Origin of the sequence: Microbispora siamensis (assembly GCF_016863095.1) — a bacterium.
GTDB lineage: Bacteria > Actinomycetota > Actinomycetes > Streptosporangiales > Streptosporangiaceae > Microbispora > Microbispora siamensis.
The window spans coordinates 134,879-152,474 of record NZ_BOOF01000030.1; the positions used below are offsets into that span (position 1 = coordinate 134,879).

Annotated in this window: 19 protein-coding genes; 9 read left to right on the top strand and 10 right to left on the bottom strand. The window is 73.3% G+C overall.

Going from position 1 to position 17,596, the window contains the following annotated elements:
- Nucleotides 1-300: 300 nt before the first annotated feature.
- From Msi02_RS25085 to Msi02_RS25105, 5 genes are all read right to left on the bottom strand, one after another.
- Nucleotides 301-558 carry a DUF6457 domain-containing protein gene (locus tag Msi02_RS25085; protein ID WP_079314974.1) on the bottom strand — a complete coding sequence of 86 codons (258 nt, stop codon included), beginning with the start codon at nt 556-558 and terminating at the stop codon, nt 301-303.
- An 11-nt stretch (nt 559-569) separates the two neighbouring features.
- Nucleotides 570-1,190, bottom strand: a complete 621-nt coding sequence (gene mobA, locus Msi02_RS25090) for a molybdenum cofactor guanylyltransferase (RefSeq protein WP_204050519.1) — start codon at nt 1,188-1,190, stop codon at nt 570-572.
- Nucleotides 1,191-1,241: 51 nt separating this feature from the next.
- Nucleotides 1,242-2,231, bottom strand: coding sequence for a GTP 3',8-cyclase MoaA (gene moaA / locus Msi02_RS25095; protein ID WP_204050520.1), 990 nt, complete (start codon nt 2,229-2,231; stop codon nt 1,242-1,244).
- Nucleotides 2,232-2,349: 118 nt separating this feature from the next.
- Nucleotides 2,350-2,772, bottom strand: a complete 423-nt coding sequence (locus tag Msi02_RS25100) for a YjdF family protein (RefSeq protein WP_204050521.1) — start codon at nt 2,770-2,772, stop codon at nt 2,350-2,352.
- A 235-nt stretch (nt 2,773-3,007) separates the two neighbouring features.
- Nucleotides 3,008-3,478, bottom strand: coding sequence for a MarR family winged helix-turn-helix transcriptional regulator (locus Msi02_RS25105; RefSeq protein WP_204050522.1), 471 nt, complete (start codon nt 3,476-3,478; stop codon nt 3,008-3,010).
- A gap of 132 nt (nt 3,479-3,610) precedes the next feature.
- Here Msi02_RS25105 and Msi02_RS25110 point away from each other — a divergent pair, with 132 nt between their 5' ends.
- Nucleotides 3,611-4,966, top strand: coding sequence for an MFS transporter (locus tag Msi02_RS25110; RefSeq protein WP_204050523.1), 1,356 nt, complete (start codon nt 3,611-3,613; stop codon nt 4,964-4,966).
- Between the two features lie 12 nt (nt 4,967-4,978).
- Complete coding sequence (locus tag Msi02_RS25115) at nt 4,979-5,455, top strand: nitroreductase family protein (RefSeq protein ID WP_204050524.1); 477 nt, start codon at nt 4,979-4,981, stop codon at nt 5,453-5,455.
- 40 nt (nt 5,456-5,495) lie between these two features.
- Here Msi02_RS25115 and Msi02_RS25120 read toward each other — a convergent pair whose 3' ends face one another.
- The gene (locus Msi02_RS25120; RefSeq protein ID WP_204050525.1) at nt 5,496-6,368 is read right to left on the bottom strand and encodes a LysR family transcriptional regulator; all 873 of its coding nucleotides are present in this window, start codon (nt 6,366-6,368) and stop codon (nt 5,496-5,498) included.
- Between the two features lie 167 nt (nt 6,369-6,535).
- On the opposite strand from Msi02_RS25120, the gene Msi02_RS25125 reads away from it, so the two are divergent.
- The 5 genes from Msi02_RS25125 to Msi02_RS25145 are packed head-to-tail and all read left to right on the top strand — an operon-like array spanning nt 6,536 to nt 10,978.
- The gene (locus Msi02_RS25125; protein WP_204050526.1) at nt 6,536-7,387 is read left to right on the top strand and encodes a sugar phosphate isomerase/epimerase family protein; all 852 of its coding nucleotides are present in this window, start codon (nt 6,536-6,538) and stop codon (nt 7,385-7,387) included.
- Nucleotides 7,384-8,142: an SDR family NAD(P)-dependent oxidoreductase gene (locus tag Msi02_RS25130; protein WP_239108681.1), complete on the top strand. Its 759-nt coding sequence runs from the start codon at nt 7,384-7,386 to the stop codon at nt 8,140-8,142. The genes Msi02_RS25125 and Msi02_RS25130 overlap by 4 nt, the downstream gene beginning before the upstream one ends.
- 10 nt (nt 8,143-8,152) lie before the next feature.
- On the top strand, nt 8,153-8,968 hold the full coding sequence (locus tag Msi02_RS25135) for an alpha/beta fold hydrolase (protein WP_079314905.1): 816 nt from the start codon (nt 8,153-8,155) through the stop codon (nt 8,966-8,968).
- 23 nt (nt 8,969-8,991) lie between these two features.
- Nucleotides 8,992-10,305: an MFS transporter gene (locus tag Msi02_RS25140; protein WP_204050528.1), complete on the top strand. Its 1,314-nt coding sequence runs from the start codon at nt 8,992-8,994 to the stop codon at nt 10,303-10,305.
- On the top strand, nt 10,292-10,978 hold the full coding sequence (locus Msi02_RS25145) for a nitroreductase family protein (protein WP_079314903.1): 687 nt from the start codon (nt 10,292-10,294) through the stop codon (nt 10,976-10,978). The genes Msi02_RS25140 and Msi02_RS25145 overlap by 14 nt, the downstream gene beginning before the upstream one ends.
- Before the next feature lie 30 nt (nt 10,979-11,008).
- Here the strand turns inward: Msi02_RS25145 and Msi02_RS25150 are convergent, their stop codons facing one another.
- Nucleotides 11,009-11,446, bottom strand: a complete 438-nt coding sequence (locus tag Msi02_RS25150) for a hypothetical protein (protein ID WP_204050529.1) — start codon at nt 11,444-11,446, stop codon at nt 11,009-11,011.
- Between the two features lie 193 nt (nt 11,447-11,639).
- Nucleotides 11,640-12,668 (bottom strand): aminoglycoside phosphotransferase family protein, encoded by a 1,029-nt coding sequence (locus Msi02_RS25155; RefSeq protein ID WP_204050530.1) that lies wholly within the window; start codon nt 12,666-12,668, stop codon nt 11,640-11,642.
- Nucleotides 12,669-12,785: 117 nt separating this feature from the next.
- Here Msi02_RS25155 and Msi02_RS25160 point away from each other — a divergent pair, with 117 nt between their 5' ends.
- Nucleotides 12,786-13,940 (top strand): RtcB family protein, encoded by a 1,155-nt coding sequence (locus tag Msi02_RS25160; RefSeq protein ID WP_204050531.1) that lies wholly within the window; start codon nt 12,786-12,788, stop codon nt 13,938-13,940.
- On the opposite strand, the gene Msi02_RS25165 is transcribed toward Msi02_RS25160, so the two are convergent.
- Complete coding sequence (locus Msi02_RS25165) at nt 13,928-15,211, bottom strand: cytochrome P450 (protein WP_204050532.1); 1,284 nt, start codon at nt 15,209-15,211, stop codon at nt 13,928-13,930. The two genes, Msi02_RS25160 and Msi02_RS25165, sit on opposite strands and share 13 nt — an antisense overlap.
- Nucleotides 15,212-15,278: 67 nt before the next feature.
- Nucleotides 15,279-16,427, bottom strand: a complete 1,149-nt coding sequence (locus tag Msi02_RS43440; protein ID WP_239108682.1) for a cellulose binding domain-containing protein — start codon at nt 16,425-16,427, stop codon at nt 15,279-15,281.
- Nucleotides 16,428-16,575: 148 nt separating this feature from the next.
- Between Msi02_RS43440 and Msi02_RS25175 the strand changes: the two genes are divergently transcribed.
- On the top strand, nt 16,576-17,595 hold the full coding sequence (locus tag Msi02_RS25175; RefSeq protein ID WP_204050533.1) for an NAD-dependent epimerase/dehydratase family protein: 1,020 nt from the start codon (nt 16,576-16,578) through the stop codon (nt 17,593-17,595).
- Nucleotide 17,596: the final 1 nt, after the last annotated feature.

A 17,596-nucleotide genomic window follows, 5' to 3' on the forward strand; every position in this document is an offset into this window, starting at 1 on the left:
TGACGCAACCCAAGGGTTGGAGGTGTACAGTTTAGCCAAGCGCTCTGGTCCCCCGTCGGAGCGCTGGTGCCGGCGTTCCGGGCCCCCGTCGGAACGCCGATGAAGCGACGCCGGGTGGTTTGCCCCCGTAACCACCCGGCGTCGCCCTTTTCCGGGGTCGTCGAGCAGCGTCAACCGACTTCGTACGGACCTCACGGACCGGCCGTCGCGGTCGTCCCCGGCGGGGACGGCCCTTCCGCCGAACGGCCCCCGGCGTCCGCCCTTCCCCTCTACGCGGCGCCGGGGCCGTGGAAGCCGGCGTCAGGAGTCGCCGGGCTTGTCCGCGGTCGCCTCCGCCCACTCCTTCGCCATCCGCGACAGCCGCTCCACCACATCCGGCGGCGCGGTGCCGGCCCCCTGCGCCAGCCCCACCAGGTAGGCGGTCAGCGGGGCGGCGGGCCGCGCCACGCCGTGCGCCACATCCCTGGTCAGGTCGAGCACCGCGGCCCGGTCCACCCGGGCGGGGTCGATGCCCAGCTCGCGGCAGACCTGGGCCGTCCATTCCTCCAGCACGTTCACGCGTACTCCCTTCACCCGCGCTCCCGGGCCCGCTCGCGGGCCGCGCGCAGATCCTCGACGGTGTCGCAATCGAACCACGGCGGGGTCTCCCCCGGCGCCACCGGCGGGCGTACGGGCGCCGGCGCCAGCGGGCCGAGCAGCCCGCGCAGCGACCGCCCCTGGTACGGGCCGAGCGCGGCCCGCAGGGCCGCCGTCCGCCACGCACCGGTGAGCCACTGCTCACGGCCCTCGTCGTCCACGAGCACCGCGCCCGCGCCGTCCTCCGGCACGGCCGCCAGGAGCGCCCCGACGTGCCCGGCGACGACGAACGGCAGATCGGCGGCGAGCAGGACGACCAGCGGGGACGTGACCTCGGCGAGCCCGGCGCGCAGCGCCGGCACCGGCCCGCCGCCCGGCGGGTCCTCGCGGGTGAACAGCACGCCCGGCATGTCCCTGGGCGGGCCCACCACGACCACCGTGCGGGCGTCGCGGACGGCCGCCGCCACCCGCTCGACGAGGGGCATCCCGCCGACGAGCGCGCCCGGCTTGTCCGCCCCGCCGAGCCGCTCGGCCCGGCCCCCCGCCAGGATCACGGCGTCGTACGCCGGCGGGCAGGCCGCATCACCTGCGCCGGTTCCGGGACGGGAACGCACGGGTGCTCCCTGAACTCTCTCGGGGCTCTCTTGGGCTCTCTTGGGGCCCCGTCAGCCGCCGATGGCCGACATCGGGCGGGCCGGCTGGAGGAAGGCGGGATCGTCGATGCCGTGCCCCGCCCTCTTCCCCCGCACCGCCGCGACCCACCGCGCCGCCAGTTCCTCGTCCGAGGCGCCCGAGCGCAGCGCCGTACGCAGGTCGGACTCCTCGGTAGCGAACAGGCAGTTGCGGACCTGACCGTCGGCGGTGATACGGACGCGGTCGCATGCGCCGCAGAACGGCCGGGTGACCGAGCCGATCACGCCCACCCGGTGCGGGCCGCCGTCCACCAGGAACAGCTCGGCGGGGGCGCTGCCCCGCTCGCGCGGATCGTCCTCGGCGAGGTCGAAGGAGTCCTTCAGCAGCCCGAGGATCTCGTCGGCCGTGATCATGTCGTCGCGGCGCCAGCCGTGCTGGGCGTCGAGCGGCATCTGCTCGATGAAGCGCAGCTCATACCCCTGGTCGAGGCAGTAACGCAGCAGCGGCACGGCCTCGTGGTCGTTGACGCCGCGCATCAGCACCGCGTTGACCTTGACCGGCGTGAGGCCCGCCGCCGTCGCCGCGGCGAGCCCGTCCAGCACGTCGCGCAGCCGGTCGCGGTGCGCCAGCCGGACGAACACGTCGCGGTCGAGCGTGTCCAGAGAGACGTTGACACGGTCGAGACCGGCCCGCGCGAGCGGCTCCGCGAGGCGGGCCAGGCCGATGCCGTTGGTCGTCAGCGACACCTGTGGACGCGGGCGCAGCGCGGCGGTCGCGGCCACGATCTCGGGGAGTTCCCGCCGCAGCAGCGGCTCGCCACCGGTGAAGCGAACCTCCCGGATGCCGAGCCGCTCCACGCCGATCGTCAGCAGGCGGACGATCTCCTCGCCGGTGAGCAGTTCGGGCTTGGGCAGCCAGTCGAGGCCCTCTGGCGGCATGCAGTACGCGCACCGCAGGTTGCACCGGTCGGTCAGCGACACCCTCAGATCGGTCGCGACCCGGCCGAACGAGTCAACCAGCACGAGAGGACCTCCAACCCCAGAGAGCCTCAAGCCTAAGCCCTGCCGCCACGATGGCGACAACCTCGATCGCCCCGGCATGATTCCCCCACCCCGGACGGAACGGCCCCGCCGCCCGCGGTCACCGATCCCGGCGGCGCTCGATCCGCTTGCGGCGGGCGACCTCGCGCCGGTGCTCGGCCAGCGCGCGCTCGCGCTCGCGCCGGTTCACGCGCGCCTGGCCCTTGGTGCTCTCCAGTTCCAGCCGCAGCGCCTCCTGCGCGGCCGTGCCGCGCCGGGTGACCCGGGCCGCGGCGCGGGCGGCGAGCTTGGCCGCGCGCTTTGGATTGACCCGCCGCTCCCGGGCGGTCTCCACCGGGACGGCCGGGGCCGCCTCGGCGCGTTCGAGCAGGGCGACCCCGTGCCGCATAAGGAACTCGTACAGCTCGGGGTCGGTGGGTTCGGAGCCGAGGACGAACCGGGTCGCGCGAAGCTCGCCGTCCTCGACGATCTCCAGGACGCCCACCCAGAAAGGGCTCTCGAAGTAGACGGACAGGGAAACCACGATGCCTCCACAGGTATGCCGACAGGCGGCTTGGCGAAGCCGCTTTCCGGCACACCGGACATCCTCCGAGGCTCCCCGAGGGGACACGTGAGGCGGATACGGAACCGCCGGGCCCGGAAGGACCGGCGGGCGCCCGGGCTACCGACCGGGACCGCGTTTTCGTGTGCGCGACCAGGATAACGGCAGGCGTCCGCCCCCGGCTCGGGGTGCCGGCCGCCCTCCTGGCCGACTCGCGTCAGGAGCCGATTCCGAGGAGTTTGCCGAGAAGCGCGCTCAACTGGCCACGCTCCTCGGGCGTAAGAGGGTGGAAGGCGTCCTCGAGGAAGGCCGGGATCGACGTCTGGGCCTCGGCCAGCCGCCGCCGGCCCGAGTCGGTGATGGTGACGGCGTAGGAACGGCGGTCGCGGGGGTTGCGTTCCCGGCGCACGTGACCCGCCTGCTCCAGGTCGTCGCAGACGCTCACCATGACGCTGCGGTCGATGCGCAGCTCCTCGCTGAGCGTCTGCTGGGAGCACGGGCCGACGGCGTCGAGCATCTGGAGCACGAGATGCTGCCCGACGCCGAGACCTTCCTCGGTGGCGCGGGCGTCCGCGGCGCGCGCCACGGCTGCCGAGGCCCGGCACAGCGCGATGTCCAGCCGCTCCGCCGCCAGCTGCGGAAAGTACGTCACGCGTGCCCGCTCGGCCGTCCTGGTCGTGGTCGCCATCGATCTCCTCTTCGCTATGCGGCCAGCGTACACCAAACCATCTCCAGGCAAATCGTTTGACAGAAGATGATTTGTGGCCATACGGTCCGATCGTCTGTCAGCAAATTGTTTGTCCTCAGATGGAGAGTGGTCGTGCCACTGACCGACGGCCGCAGACAGGCGGCCCTGGTGTTGTTGTGCGCAGCGGTGTTCCTGGACTCGATGGACCTGTCCTTGATGGGCGTGGCCTTGCCCGCCATCGGGCGTGACCTGTCGCTGCCGGAGAGCGTCCTGCAGTGGCTGATGTCCGGTTACGCGGTCGCCTACGGCGGGTTCCTGCTGCTCGGCGGCCGGGTGGCGGACCTGTTCGGCCGGCGCCGCGTGTTCCTGCTGTCGCTGGCCGTCTTCGCGGCGGCGAGCCTGGCGGGTGGGCTGCTGTCGGCGGGATGGCCGTTGGTCGTCACCCGGGTGGTCAAGGGGGTGGCGGCCGCGCTCACCGCACCCGCGGCGCTGTCGCTCATCACCACCACCTTCGCCGAGGGGCCGCAGCGCAATCGGGCGCTGGGGGTCTACTCGCTGGCCGGGGCGACCGGCTACACCGCCGGGCTGATCGCCTCCGGTCTGCTGACCGAGATCAGCTGGCGCTTGGTGTTCTTCCTGCCGGTCCCGGTCGCGGTGCTGGTCCTGGCCGCGGCGCCGCTGGTGCTGCCGCGCGGCCTCCGGCCGTCCGCGGTACGTGAGGGGTTCGACGCCGCCGGCGCCGTCGCGGTCACCGGTGGGGTGCTGCTGCTGGTGTTCGCGCTGACGGAGAGGAACTGGCCGGCCGGTGTGGTGGCCGTGCTCCTGCTGGGCGCCTTCGTAGCCGTCGAGCGCCGACGGCCGGCGCCGCTCGTCCCGCTGGAGGTGTTCGGGTCCGGTACGGTGGCCGCCGCGAATCTCGCGGCACTGGCCTGGGCGTGCGCGACGATCGGCTGGCAGTTCGTCGCCGTCCTGTACCTGCAGCGGACGCTCGGCTACACCGCGCTGGCCACCGGGCTCGGGATCGTCCCCATGGGTCTGGCCATCGTCATCACGGCCAACCTGGCCGGCAGGCTGATCGCCCGGTGGGGACTGGGCCGGGTGGCCGCGGCCGGGATGCTGGTCCAAGGGGCGGGCATTCTGCTGTTCCTGCGGGCCGGGGCCACCGGCGACTACCTCACGATGCTGCTGCCCGCGCTGGTCGTGCACGGCATCGGCAACGGGCTGTCGTTCCCCAGTCTCAACATCGCCGCCGTCGGCGGGCTGCCGGACGAGCGGCAGGGTCTGGCCTCGGGTCTCGTCACCTCCTCCGTACAGATCGGCGCCGGGATCGGCGTCGCGGCACTGGCCGCCGTCATGACCCTGGGCGAGTCCGCGTCGGCCGGTTACCGGATCGCGTTCCTGACGGCGGGCGGCTTCTCCCTGGTGGGCGCCCTCGTCGCCGCGTACGGCCTGCGCTCGCGCCGCCCCGCGCCCGTCCCCACCGCCTGAAGGAGACACATCGTGAAGCTGGATCTCGACCCGGACCAACTGCTGAGCACCACCCGCGCCGTCCGCAAGCGCCTGGACTTCACCCGGCCCGTGCCACGCGAGCTGATCGAGGAATGCGTGGACCTGGCCGTGCAGGCCCCCAGTGGCCGCAACCGGCAGCGCTGGCACTTCCTGGTGGTCACCGAGCCCGAGCGGCGGCGGGCCGTGGCCGACATCTTCCTGCGCGCCCTGCCGCTGGCCACCGGGCAGCCGCTGACCGAGCGCGATCTGTGGCGCATGAACTACCACCGCGGCTCCACCGATCGGGTCTTCGACGGTCTGCGCCATCTGGCGGCCAACATCCACCGGGTGCCCGCGTTCGTCATCCCCGGCGTCGAGGGACGCACCGATCACGCCCCGGTGGCCGTGCAGGCCTTCACCATCGGAACCGACTTCAAGCCCGCTCCCCGCATCCCGCGGGAGGAGGTCCTGCACTGGGAACGGTGGTGAACGCATCGGCCAGGCCGCCCGCACCCCGCGGACGGCCTGGTCAGGCCGGCACGGCCCGCACGACGCCGGCCACCTCCTCCACCACCGCCCGCGTGGGCCGCTGGCACACCAGCCACGTGGTCATCACGGCCTCGGGCAGCCCCTCGACGGGCCGCCAGCGCCAGCCGGGCAGGCGCAGCGCGGCGACGTGTGAGGCGACCAGCGCGGCATCGGACCGCGTCGCCTGGGCGCAGGCCAGAACGTGCTCGGTGAACTGGGCGAATCGCCAGTACGGCCGGACTCCGGCGGCCAGCACGGCCGCCGTCATGCTCTCGCGCGAGGGCTCCCGTTCGCGGGCGTGCACCAGCACCCGCAGCGCGTGGAGGTCGCCGATCCGGTAGTGCGGCTCGTCGGCCAGCGGGTGGCCGGGCCGCACCGCCAGGCCGAGGATCTCCTGACGCAACAGCCATGAGCCGTGGTGACCGGGTGGCGGCTGATGGACCAGGCACAGATCGAGCCTGCCCTCGTGCAGCAGGCGAAGCTGGTCGAAGCTGGTGGCCTCCACGTAGTTCAGCTCGGCGTGGGGCAGCGTACGGTCCACTGCCTCGACGACGGAGGACAGCCAGGAGCCGGGCGTCGCGGGAGGCACGCCGATGGAGACCACCTGGCGCGCCCGCGCCGCTTCCGAGACGATCTCCTGAGTGGTCGCGGCGAGGCCGAGAATCTCCCGGGCGTGCCGCAGCAGCGCCTCTCCGCTCGGTGTCAGCCGCACCCCCCGGGACGTGCGCTCGAACAGCCGCTGCCCGAGTCGCCGTTCCAGATCCATGATCTGCCGGCTCAGCGACGGTTGCGAGACCAGCAGGCGCCGAGCGGCCTGATAGAACGAGCCCTCCTCGGCCACCGCGGCGAAATACCGCAGGTGCCGGAGTTCCATGGTCTCTCCTCATCCGATCGCTCGGCTATGCCTGCGGAACATACCAGAAGTGCCAAGAAGGACTTGGACGGCGAGGGATGTCCGGCCCTGTACTGATGTCGGCGGCCATCACCGATGGTGACGCGCAACGGTGAGCAGCTTCCATGCTGCGTTCTTCGAGGAGCACGATGAGGCTTGGCGTGTGTTCGGCCTGCCTGCCGGAGCTGACGCCGGGTGAGGCGATCGAGGCGGCGGTCGCAGCGGGGTATGCCGGAATCGAATGGCGGGTCTCCGCCGAGGCCGGCTCGCCGGGCCCGGCGCACTTTCTGACCAACAACCGCTGCACCCTCCGTCCGGAAGAAGGCGACATCCGCCGGGCACGGGAGCTGTGCGACCGCGCGGGCCTGGCCGTCATCGGCCTGAGCGGTTACGTCCCGGCCGGCGACGTCCAGGGAGTCGAGCAGCTCATGAGGCTGGCGGCCGAGGCGGGAACGCCGCGGATACGCCTGTGGGCTCCGTCGATGACGGACGGCGGCTTCCACCAGGCGCTCGGCCGGGGCGTCGAGTTCTTCGACAAGGTCGCGGCGCTGGCCGGCCGATTCGGCGTCCAGGCGCTGCTGGAGATGCACCAGCGGACGATCTGCCCCAGTACGGCGCTGGCCAAGCAGGTCGTGGGACACCTGCCCCCGCACCTGGTAGGGGTCGTCTACGATCCCGGCAACGCCGTGGTGGAGGGGTCGGAGGATCCCCGGATGGCGCTGCAGATCCTCGGCGAACATCTGGCGCACGTGCACATCAAGAACGCCGCCTTCGAACGTCCCGAGGGCGGAGGTCCATGGCGGCATCGCTGGACGCCGATGGATGACGGCGTGCTCGACGTGCCCGCGATCCTGCGGCTGCTCCACGACGCCGGCTACTGCGGATGGGTGTCGGTGGAGGACTTCAGCACCGACCGGCCACCGCGCGAGGCCCTCGCCTTCAACGCCGCCTATCTGCGCGGCCACGTCTCGTTCCAGGCCGCGGAGGGAGGACAGCGGTGAGTGCGAAAGGGGCGATCGTCACCGGAGGAGCGGGCGTCCTCGGCACGGCCATCGCCGCTCAGCTGGCCGCCGACGGATTCGACGTGACGCTCTTCGACGTCGACGAGGAGGCCGTCGCCGATGCGGCGGGCCGCCTGTCGGCGTCCGGTGGCCGGACCGTCCGCGCCTGCCGGGTGGACGTGAGCGACCCCGAGGCGGTCCGTGAAGGAATCGCGCGCGTGGAGCGCGCGGGCGGACGACTGGACTGCCTGGTGAACAACGCCGCCGTCAACGTCCGCCACTCCCTGGCCGGGCAGACCCCCGACGGCTGGGACGCGACGATGGCGGTGAACGTCCGCGGGCCCATGCTGCTGTGCCAGGCGATCCGGCCCTGGTGGCAGCGTCACGGCTGGGGACGGGTGGTCAACGTCGGCTCCCGCACCTGGCTCGGCGGCGGCCCGACGGGCTACGTCACCTCCAAGGCGGCCGTCGTCGGCCTGACCCGGACCCTCGCCGTCGAACTGGGCCCCATCGGTGTCACCGTCAACGCCGTGGCGCCCAGCGTGGTGGAGACCCCCTTGACCAAGGCGGGGCGTACGGGCCGGGAGTTCGAGGAATTCGCCGCCCGCCACCGGGCGATGACACCGCTGGGCCGGCTGGCCCGGCCGCAGGACGTGGCCGACGCCGTCGCCTTCCTCGCCGGCGACCGGTCGAGCTTCATCACCGGCGAGGTGCTGCACGTGTGCGGCGGCGCCCAGCTCGCTCCCTCAGCCTGACGGAGTCCCCGTGCCCTACTTCGAACACTCCGGCGTGCGCCTGTTCTACGCCGACTACCCGCCCGCCTCCTCGGCCCGGCCGCCGCTCAATCTGCTCCTCGTGCACGGCATGTGGGGCGCGGCCGAAGGCTGGATCTACCAGATCCCCGCCCTGCGCTCCCATCACCGCACGGTGGCGGTCGACCTGCGCGGCCACGGACGTTCCGGCAGCCCGCCCACCGGCTACGACGTCGGCGACCACGCAGAGGACCTGGCGGCCCTGATCCGCCACGCCGGCCTTGCGCCGGTCGTCGTGCTCGCCCACTCGATGGGCTGCTCGGTGGCCACCGTACTGGCCGCCCGTCACCCCGATCTCGTCCGTGCTCTGGTGATGATCGACCCCGACTACGCCGGCGACCCCGGCGATCGGGAGTGGATGGCCCGCCTCGCCGACGACCTGGAGGGACCGGACGCCGACCAGATCGCCCAGGACCTGTTCAGCGACCGCTTCCACACCCCGGGGACCCCCGGGCACCTGCGCACCTGGCACCTGCTGGAGGTCCTGTCACGACCGGCCTGGGTCAGGGCGCAGACCTTCCGGCACAGCGCCTTCGGTCCGGGCAGCCTGCGCTTCCTTCCCCAGGCCGAGCCGGTCCTGCGCCGCCGCCGTCAGCCGGTGCTGGCCTTCCACCGCCACGCGGCCCGGGCCCAGGTGGAGCGGATGTGCCTGTCCCACGACTACAGCCAGGTGGTCCTGCGTCCGCAGGCGGGCCACTTCATCCACCAGGAACTGGCCGCCGACGTCAACGACTCGCTCATGCGCTGGCTGTCGGCCCTGCCCCGATAGCCCGCAGGAAAGGAAAAGCAGCAGTGGCAGTCGACGAAAGCCTCGCGCCGCCCGGCGCCTCGATGCCGTCCTCACCCGTCAGCGCCCGCGCCTGGGGCGTCACCGCGGTGCTGGTCCTCTCCGCGGTGGTGGTGTTCCTGGACAAGGCCCTGCTTGGCCTGGTCGCCAAACCGATGAGCGCCGAGCTCGGCATGTCCGCCGCCGGTTTCGGCGGCCTGGGCAGCGCCTCCTACGTGCTTTTCGGCGTGACCTGCATCGCCGTCAGCTTCACCGCCCAGCGGATCTCCCCGCGGTGGGTCCTGCTGGCCTGCGGCCTGCTGTGGGCCGCCGGCCAGGTGCCCGCCGCCGTCGCCGCCACCGGCGGCATGCTGTACGCCAGCAGGATCCTCGTCGGGGCCGCGGAAGGACCGGCCAACCCCCTGTCCATGACCGTGCTGTACTCGTGGTTCCCCAACGAGCGGCGCGGCCTGCCGCAGGCGCTCTACACCGCGGGCGCCGCCGTCGCGAAGATCGCCATGGCGCCCCTCCTGACCCTGGTCATCATCCGGTTCGGCTGGCGAGCCGGATTCCTCACCGTCGGAGCGCTCGCGCTCGGCTGGTCGCTACTGTGGCTGGCCACCGGGCGGCTCGGCCCGTACGGAGCCGCCCCCGGCCGGGGTGACCGGCCGCAGCGCCGTCAGGCCACCGGCGTCCCCTGGCGTCGCGCGCTGCTCAACCGCACGTTCATCGGCTGCCTCATCGCCTACTTCGCCCAGAACGCACTCGCCGCCATCATCTTCACCTGGCTGCCCTCCTACTTCGAAAACGCCCTCGGATTCTCCCCGGAGGCGGCCGGGTCGCTGTTCGGGCTGCCCAGCGCGCTCGGCATCGTGGCGCTGGTCGCCTCCGGAGCGATCACCGACCGGCTCCTGCGCGCGGGGGTCACCTCCAGACGGGCGCGCGGCCTGCTCGGCGGCGCCTGCCTGGCCGGCGCCGGCATCCTGCTGACCGGTCTGCCGCTGATTCACGCGCCGATCCCCGCCATCGCCCTCCTGATGCTCGGCTACGGCATATCCGTCACCGTCAACACCTTCGCCAACCCCGCCGTGGCCGAGCTCGTGCCTCCCCACCAGCGAGCCGGCATCCTCGGCGTCTTCTCCGGCCTCAGCGTCACCGCCGGGATCGCCAGCCCCATCATCACCGGATGGCTGCTGGACCGAGCCGCCACCCCGCAGGCGGGCTACACCACCGCCTTCCTCCTCAGCGGCGTCCTGCTCGCCCTCGCCGGAGCCCTGTTCGCCCTGCTGGTCCACCCCGAACGCGACCGCCACATCAGGAGTGACCATGTCCCAGCCTGAGATCCCCGACGACCGCGGCCACCTGCTGCACCTCACCCCGGACGAGCTGCTCGGCACGACCCGCGCGGTACGCCGCAGGCTGGACGTGACCAAGCCGGTCCCGCGCGAGGTGCTCCTCGACTGCACCCGCCTGGCCCAGCAGGCCCCCAGTGGACGCAACCGGCAACGCTGGGACTTCGTCTTCGTCACCGACCCCGCCCGGCGACGCGCCCTGGCCGACCTGTGGCGACGCGGCCTCACCAGTCCCGCCGCGCCGCAGTCCCACGAGGGCCCCAGCCGCCACGACTTCACCGCCGAGTCGGGGTGGCACGCGATCGCCGACAGCCTGCATCACCTGGTCGGCATCCTGGACCAGGTGCCCGTCCTGCTGGTGCCCTGCATCCGGGTGGGATCGCGGGCGGAGCTCGACGATCCGGCGACGCAGGCCGGCACCTGGGGCTCGGTGCTGCCCGCCGTGTGGAGCTTCATGCTGGCCGCACGCAGCCGCGGCCTCGGCACCGTGTGGACCACGCCGCACCTCAACTGCGAACGCGAGGCGGCCACGCTGCTCGGCCTTCCGTACGAGACGACCGTCCAATGCGCGCTCATCCCCGTCGCTTGGACGGTCGGCACGGAGTTCAAACCCGCACGCCGCGTCCCCGTCACCGAGGTCGTCCACTGGGACCACTGGTAGAGCCGGCGGAAGCGGACCGAAGACCCCGGGTCAGATCCGGCCCAGCAGGACGCAGCCCAGTGCGAGCAGCGACACGACCTTCACGACCTCCAGCGCCACGTAGTACAGGTGCGCCCTCGACCTGTGCCGCGCCGGGTCCTCGCCGGACAGGACCCGGTCGGACCTGCGGTTGAGCGGCGGGCGTACGACGGCGATCTGGATCACCAGGACGGCCGCGGCGACCACCGTGAGCGCGACCGCGGCGGTGGCGGGTGATCCGGTCGCGACCGCCACGATCACGACGACCGCCAGCACGGCCTCGGCGGCGTTGAGCGCGCGGAAGACGAGCCGGCCGATGCCGAGGCCGATCGGGATCGTCACCCCCGGCGCGCGGAACTTCAGGGGCGCCTCCAGGAAGGAGATCGCCAGCACCATCCCGAGCCAGACGAAGGTGGCCGCGCCGCCCACGGCGGCCGAGGCGGGGTTCATGCTCGCTCTCCTCTCGCGCACGCGAAACCGGCCGGGCGCTGCGGGCGGGTCGTCCCGCCGCTCACGGCTCGCGCCGTCGCCCTCGCCCAGGGTTCCACTCGTCCTGCCCGGTTCCCGATCCAGGGTCACGTGCCGACGGGACCTCGCCGGCAGGAGCGCGGGCAGGCGTCCGGTCGCGGCGTCGGTCGCCGGGTCATCTCCAGCCGGTACGCCGCCGCAGCCAGGCCAGCGCGGCACGACCCTGGGCGAGCTGGAACGCGCGGAGCGTGGGCAGGCCCGGTGGCGGGGTGAGGCTTCCCCGCTGCAGGAAGAAGCCGGTCACGGCGGCCAGGACCGCGGTGACGGCGTCGCCGTCCGCCTTCGCCGCGACCGGGTGGCCGTCGAAGACCTCGGCCGGTGGCGGCCCGCCCTGCATGGCCACGCTCGGGAGCATCCCGAGCAGGTCGAACCACGGGGCCGCGAGGCACGCCCAGGGCCAGTCCACCACGTACACGCGTCCGTCCGCGGTGAGCAGCAGGTTGTCGGCCCGGAGGTCGGCGTGGGCAAGCGTGTCGCCCTCCACCGCCCGCTCCCAGGCCGCCTCCAGCTCCGCCAGCCGGTCCAGGTGCCGCCGGGCCCATGCGGCATCGGAGCCGTCCACGGTGAGGCCATCGGGGCCGTCCGCCAGGCGCCGCCATCCCCGGTACTCCTCCGCGAGCCGTTCGGCGGCCGTCGGCACGGCCACGGGCGCGGGGGTGAGCGACTCGGCCAGCTCGGCGATCGCGCCGAGCACGAGATCCAGCTCCGCCGGAACCCAGGGCTGGGCCGGTGACCGTCCCTCGACGTCCTCGAACAGCAGCACCACCCAGCCGTCCTCGTCGAAGGACGCGAGCAGCCGGGGCGCGGGCGCCGTGGCCGGCAGCGCGGCGGCCACCCGGGCCTCCGCGCGGTGGATGCCGGGGCTGACCGGGTTCGGCTCGGGGCCGACCGCCTTGACGAAGGCCCTGCCGCCGCCCGCGAGCCGCAGGCGGGCGGCCACGCCCGGGGAGAAGCCGCCGGGCTGGGTGACGGCCTCGATCACGCGGTCCCCGAGGCGCGTCTCGACGGCCAGCCGCAGGTGCGCGGGCACCGCGGTCCACGGCAGTCGTACGCCTCCGGCGGGCGGGGGCGGGCCGTCCTCGCCGCCGCGGCGCCGCCGCTCCTCCGCGTCCTGACCGCCGGGATCACGGGAATCGTCGCTCATTTCGGCATGATGGGCGGCGAGCGGGTAGGGCGGCAAACGAGTTTCCGCGCGATATTCGGTTGGGATTCCCGCCCGGTGCGCGGCACAGTGGATCTCGACCGAGGAGGAGATCCAACCATGCCGAAGCACATCGCCCCGAAGGTGCTGTCCTGGGCGAGCGAGATCGACGACGGGACGATCGACCAGGCCGCCCGGGCGGCGCGCCTGCCGTTCGTGCCCGGTCACGTCGCGCTCATGCCGGACGCGCACGTGGGCATCGGCGCGACGGTCGGCTCCGTGATCCCCACGGAGGGCGCGATCATCCCGTCCGCCGTCGGCGTGGACATCGGCTGCGGCATGGTCGCGACCGAGACCACGCTCACGGCCGCCGACCTGCCCGACTCGCTCGACCCGCTGATGCGGCTGGTGGAGCGGCGCATCCCGGCGGGTGTGGGCAAGGGGCACGACGACCGCGCGGTGGACCGCGCGCTCGGTGAGCTGGGCCGGCCGCACACCACGCTGACGCCCAAGCAGGAGAACACGGTCGCCTGCCAGTTCGGGACCCTCGGCTCGGGCAACCACTTCGTCGAGGTGTGCCTCGACGAGCGCGACCGGGTCTGGACCGTGCTGCACTCAGGATCACGCGGGATCGGCAACCAGCTCGCCACCGCGCACATCAACGGCGCGAAGCGGCTCATGCGGCGCATGGAGATCGGGCTGGAGGACTACGACCTCGCCTACTTCACCCAGGGCACCCCGGAGTTCACCGCGTACATCGAGGACATGCTGTGGGCGCAGCGCTACGCGATGGCGTCGCGGGCGCGGATGGACAGGGTGCTGAGCGACGCGCTGTTCCGCGTCGTCGGCACGGGCACGCGGGTCCGGACGATCAACTGCCACCACAATTTCACCCAGATGGAGACCCATCAGGACAAGGAGCTGTGGATCACCCGCAAGGGCGCGATCAAGGCGGACACCGGGGACGAGGGCGTGATCCCGGGCTCGATGGGCACCCGGTCCTACATCGTGCGCGGGCGGGGCAACCCGCTGTCGTACAACTCCTGCTCGCACGGCGCGGGACGCAGGATGTCGCGGAGCCGGGCCAAGCGTGAGCTGTCGGCGGCCTCGCTCAGGGAGGCGATGCGCGGCCGGACCTGGAACTCCGACCGGGCCGCCGCGCTGGTCGACGAGCACCCCGAGGCGTACAAGCCGATCGACCAGGTCATGGCGGACCAGAAGGACCTCGTCGAGGTCCGGCACACGCTGCGCCAGGTCTTCAACTACAAGGGATGAACGGAGGGGCGCCGCCGTTCGGCCCCCACGGGCTCGGGGGTCACGGCGGCGCCGGCCGGACGCAGGACGAAGCCGCTCGCCACCCGGGCCGGGATCCGGTACGGCGAGACGGTGAGGTCCTGCTCCGGCACCGTGTAGTCCAGCCGGGCCAGCCGCGGCGCGAGGGCCTCCAGCAGGCCCACGGCGACCGGCTCGCCCGGGCACCGGTGCCCGGCCGCCGGGTCGCCCCCGCCCTGTGGGATCAGGTCGTACGGGCCGATCTCGCGCCCGATGAAACGTCGCGGGTCGAACGCGCACGGGTTCGGCCAGAGCGCCGGGTCGTGGTTCTGGCCCCAGACGTCGAGCAGCACGAGCCAGTCGGCCAGGATCTGCTCGCCCTTCCAGGTGAGGTCCTTGACGGCCTTGCCCGCCACGAAGGGCGCGAAGGGATAGAACCGCCGCACCTCGTGCGCGAACGCCTCGGCGTACGTGCCGTCGGTGTCCTCGGTCAGCCGGACGCGGTTGACCGGCCAGCAGTGCAGCGCGTGCGCGGCGAACGTGACGAACCAGCTCACGGCGACGGTGGGGCGCACCAGGTTGAGCAGTTCGACCGCCGCGATCCGGGGCGCGAGCAACTCGCCGTCGGGCTCCCGGTGGCGGGCGGCCACGGCGAGCGCCGAGGTGTCCGGCACCCGCAGGGCTCCGCGCCGCACGTCCTCGACCAGTCCCGCCAGCCACGCCTCGCGGCGCCTGCGGGCGGCGCGGGCCCGCCAGTGCCGAGGGCCGGGTGACCCGAAGCCGTCGACCAGCGCGACGAGGTCGGCGGCGAGGGGCTCGGTCTCCTCCTCGGTGAGCGGGATGCCCGCCCACCGGCACGCCCCCCGGGTGATGACGCGGGCGGCCTCGTCGAAGAGCACGACGTGTCCCCTGTCCGGCCAGGTCGCCACCGCCGCGTCCCACGCCGCGGTGGTCTCGCCCACCAGGGCGGCGACGCTTTCCGGCGTCATCAGGGACATGAACATGCCCTTGCGCGCCCGGTGCGCGGCCTGGTCGAGCGTGTGCACCGCGCCGTGGCCGAACAGCGTGCTCTTGATCGGCTCGGGCAGCGCGGGCGCTCGCTGGACGTGGTTGTCGTCGTAGAAGAAGCGGACGGCGTCCGGCCCGCGCAGCACGACGGCGCGCTGGCCCATCAGCCGGGTGTGGACCATCTCTCCCTGGGTCTCCCGCCATCGGGCCGGCAGCCAGGCGTAGCCCTCGAGCAGCAGGAGCAGCGTGGTGTCGAGCAGCGGCATACCGTCCTGCCTGCCCCGATTCGCCCCTCGAAAACGGCCTGGCCCGCGGCCCGGTCGGGTGGGGCGGTCAGCCCCGGATGCAGGCGCCGCCGTTCAGCGTGAAGCCGGTGGGCTCGGGGTTGGCGCCCGTGGAGGTGCCGGTGAAGCCGATCTGCAGGGACGCGCCGGGTTGGATCACCGCGTTCCACGGCGTGTTCGCGGCGGTGACGTCCTTGCCGGACTGGGACCAGGTGGCCGACCAGCCGCTGGTGATCTTCTGTCCCGCGTCGGGGAGGACGAAGCGCAGCGTCCAGCCGTTCATCGCCGTCTGGCCGAGGTTGGTGATCGTCACGGTGGCCGTGAAGCCGCCGCCCCAGGGCCACCAGTCGTACTTGATCCTGCAGCTCACCGGGGGCGGCGTGTACGGCGGGAAGCCGCCCGACGCCACCGTCGTCACCAGGTCGGACGGCAGGCTGAGGTTGCCCGCGGCGTCCTTGGCCACGACGAAGTAGACGTACGACTGACCGGTGACGAGGTTGCCCTCGGTGAAGTAGCGGGCGGTGCCGGAGGCCGTCCCCGCCCGCGTCCAGCCCGTGTCGGTGCGCCGGTAGACGTCGTAGCCGGTGACGCCGACGTCGTCGGTGGACGGCGTCCAGCAGAACGACGTGCCGCGGAAGTCCGGCAGGCAGTTCGCCTGCATCCCGGCCGGCTTGGTCGGCGGGGTCGTGTCGCCCGTGCCGGGGCTCGGCGAGACGGACATGCCGGTGACCGCCGTGGTGCTGAACGGCGCGGTGGGCGGGCTGGTGTTGCCGTCGGCGTCCTTGGCCACGATGAAGAAGGTGTAGGTGCGGCCGATGGTCAGGCCCGTGATCACGGTAATCGTGGACGTGGTCGAGGTCGCCTTCACGAAACCGTCGGGCGTGAGGCGGTAGACGTCGTAGCCGGTGACGCCGACGTCGTCGGTGGACGCCGTCCAGCACAGGCCGACCACGCCCTGGGGCGTGCCGCCCGTGGGCAGGGGCGGCGGGCAGGCGCGCACCTCGCCCGGCGTCGTGGGCGTGCCGGCGGAACCGGTCCCGGTCGGCTGCGGCGACGGTTCGCCCGCGGACGCGGAAGCGGCATACGCCGTCGTCACACTCGTCGCGAGGACGGGCGGCGCGGCGATGTTGGCCGCCAGCAGCGCGGCGGCGACGGCGCCCGCCGCGGTCCACGCGGCCGGCCACGACAGTCTGGACAAGAGCCACCCTCCGGGACGATCCGCCGACGACATCGCCCGGATCATCGGTTCGCCGGGGCGGACCCGTCAACTCCGCTCGCATCCGTGCCCGTCATTCCGTAAGGAATATGAAACTTTCAGCGCGGTGGGCCGTTGTTACCGTCACGGAATGAAGATCGTGGTCACCGGCGCGGCCGGTTTCATCGGGAGCCGCGTCGCCGGGCTGCTGCGGGACGCCGGGCACGAGGTGCGGGGATTCGACCTGCGCGGCGGCGAGGACGTCACGGCCGGTGACGTGCTTGACGAGCACGCCGTCGGCCGCGCCCTCGACGGCGCCGACGCCGTCGTGCACCAGGCGGCCAAGGTCGGCCTCGGCGTCGACGTGCGGGACCTCCCCGAGTACGTGTCGGTCAACGCGCTCGGGACCGCGGTGCTGCTCGCCGCGATGGCGCGGCACGGGGTCGCCCGGCTGGTCCTGGCGTCGTCGATGGTGGTCTACGGCGAGGGCGTCTACGACTGCGCGGAGCACGGCCGCCTGCGCCCCGGCCCCCGGGCCGAGGAGGACCTGGCCGCGGGGCGGTTCGAGCCGGCGTGCCCGCGCTGCGGGCGGGCGCTGACGCCGGGGACCGTCGACGAGGACGTCCCTGCCGATCCGCGCAACGCGTACGCCACGAGCAAGCTCGCCCAGGAGCATCTGGCGGCCAACTGGGCCCGCGAGACCGGCGGCGCGGCGGTCGCCCTGCGCTACCACAACGTGTACGGCCCCGGCATGCCGCGCGACACCCCCTACTCGGGGGTGGCCGCGATCTTCAGGTCCGCGCTGGAGGCCGGGCGGGCGCCGCTGGTGTTCGAGGACGGCGGCCAGCGCAGGGACTTCGTCCACGTCGGGGACGTCGCGGCGGCCAACCTCGCCGCGCTCGACGCGCTGGAGTCCGCCCCGCCCGGGCGGCTTCGCGCGTACAACGTGGCCAGCGGCGAGCCCCGCACGATCGGCGACCTGGCGGACGCGCTGAGCGCGGCCCGGGGCGGGCCGGCCCCCGAGGTCACCGGCCGCTACCGGCTCGGCGACGTGCGGCACATCGTGGCCTCCCCGGACCGCGCCGCCGCCGACCTCGGCTTCCGGGCCCGGGTCCGCTTCGCCGACGGCATGCGGGAGTTCGCCCACGCCCCTCTGGGGACGGCCGGCTGAA

Coding starts and splice junctions, on each gene's coding strand:
- Msi02_RS25160 (WP_204050531.1), top strand. CDS start 12,786: ATGCCGAAGCACATCGCCCCGAAGGTGCTGTCCTGGGCGAGCGAGATC.
- Msi02_RS25125 (WP_204050526.1), top strand. CDS start 6,536: ATGAGGCTTGGCGTGTGTTCGGCCTGCCTGCCGGAGCTGACGCCGGGT.
- Msi02_RS25150 (WP_204050529.1), bottom strand. CDS start 11,446: ATGAACCCCGCCTCGGCCGCCGTGGGCGGCGCGGCCACCTTCGTCTGG.
- Msi02_RS25145 (WP_079314903.1), top strand. CDS start 10,292: ATGTCCCAGCCTGAGATCCCCGACGACCGCGGCCACCTGCTGCACCTC.
- Msi02_RS25155 (WP_204050530.1), bottom strand. CDS start 12,668: ATGAGCGACGATTCCCGTGATCCCGGCGGTCAGGACGCGGAGGAGCGG.
- Msi02_RS25120 (WP_204050525.1), bottom strand. CDS start 6,368: ATGGAACTCCGGCACCTGCGGTATTTCGCCGCGGTGGCCGAGGAGGGC.
- Msi02_RS25175 (WP_204050533.1), top strand. CDS start 16,576: ATGAAGATCGTGGTCACCGGCGCGGCCGGTTTCATCGGGAGCCGCGTC.
- Msi02_RS25165 (WP_204050532.1), bottom strand. CDS start 15,211: ATGCCGCTGCTCGACACCACGCTGCTCCTGCTGCTCGAGGGCTACGCC.
- Msi02_RS25105 (WP_204050522.1), bottom strand. CDS start 3,478: ATGGCGACCACGACCAGGACGGCCGAGCGGGCACGCGTGACGTACTTT.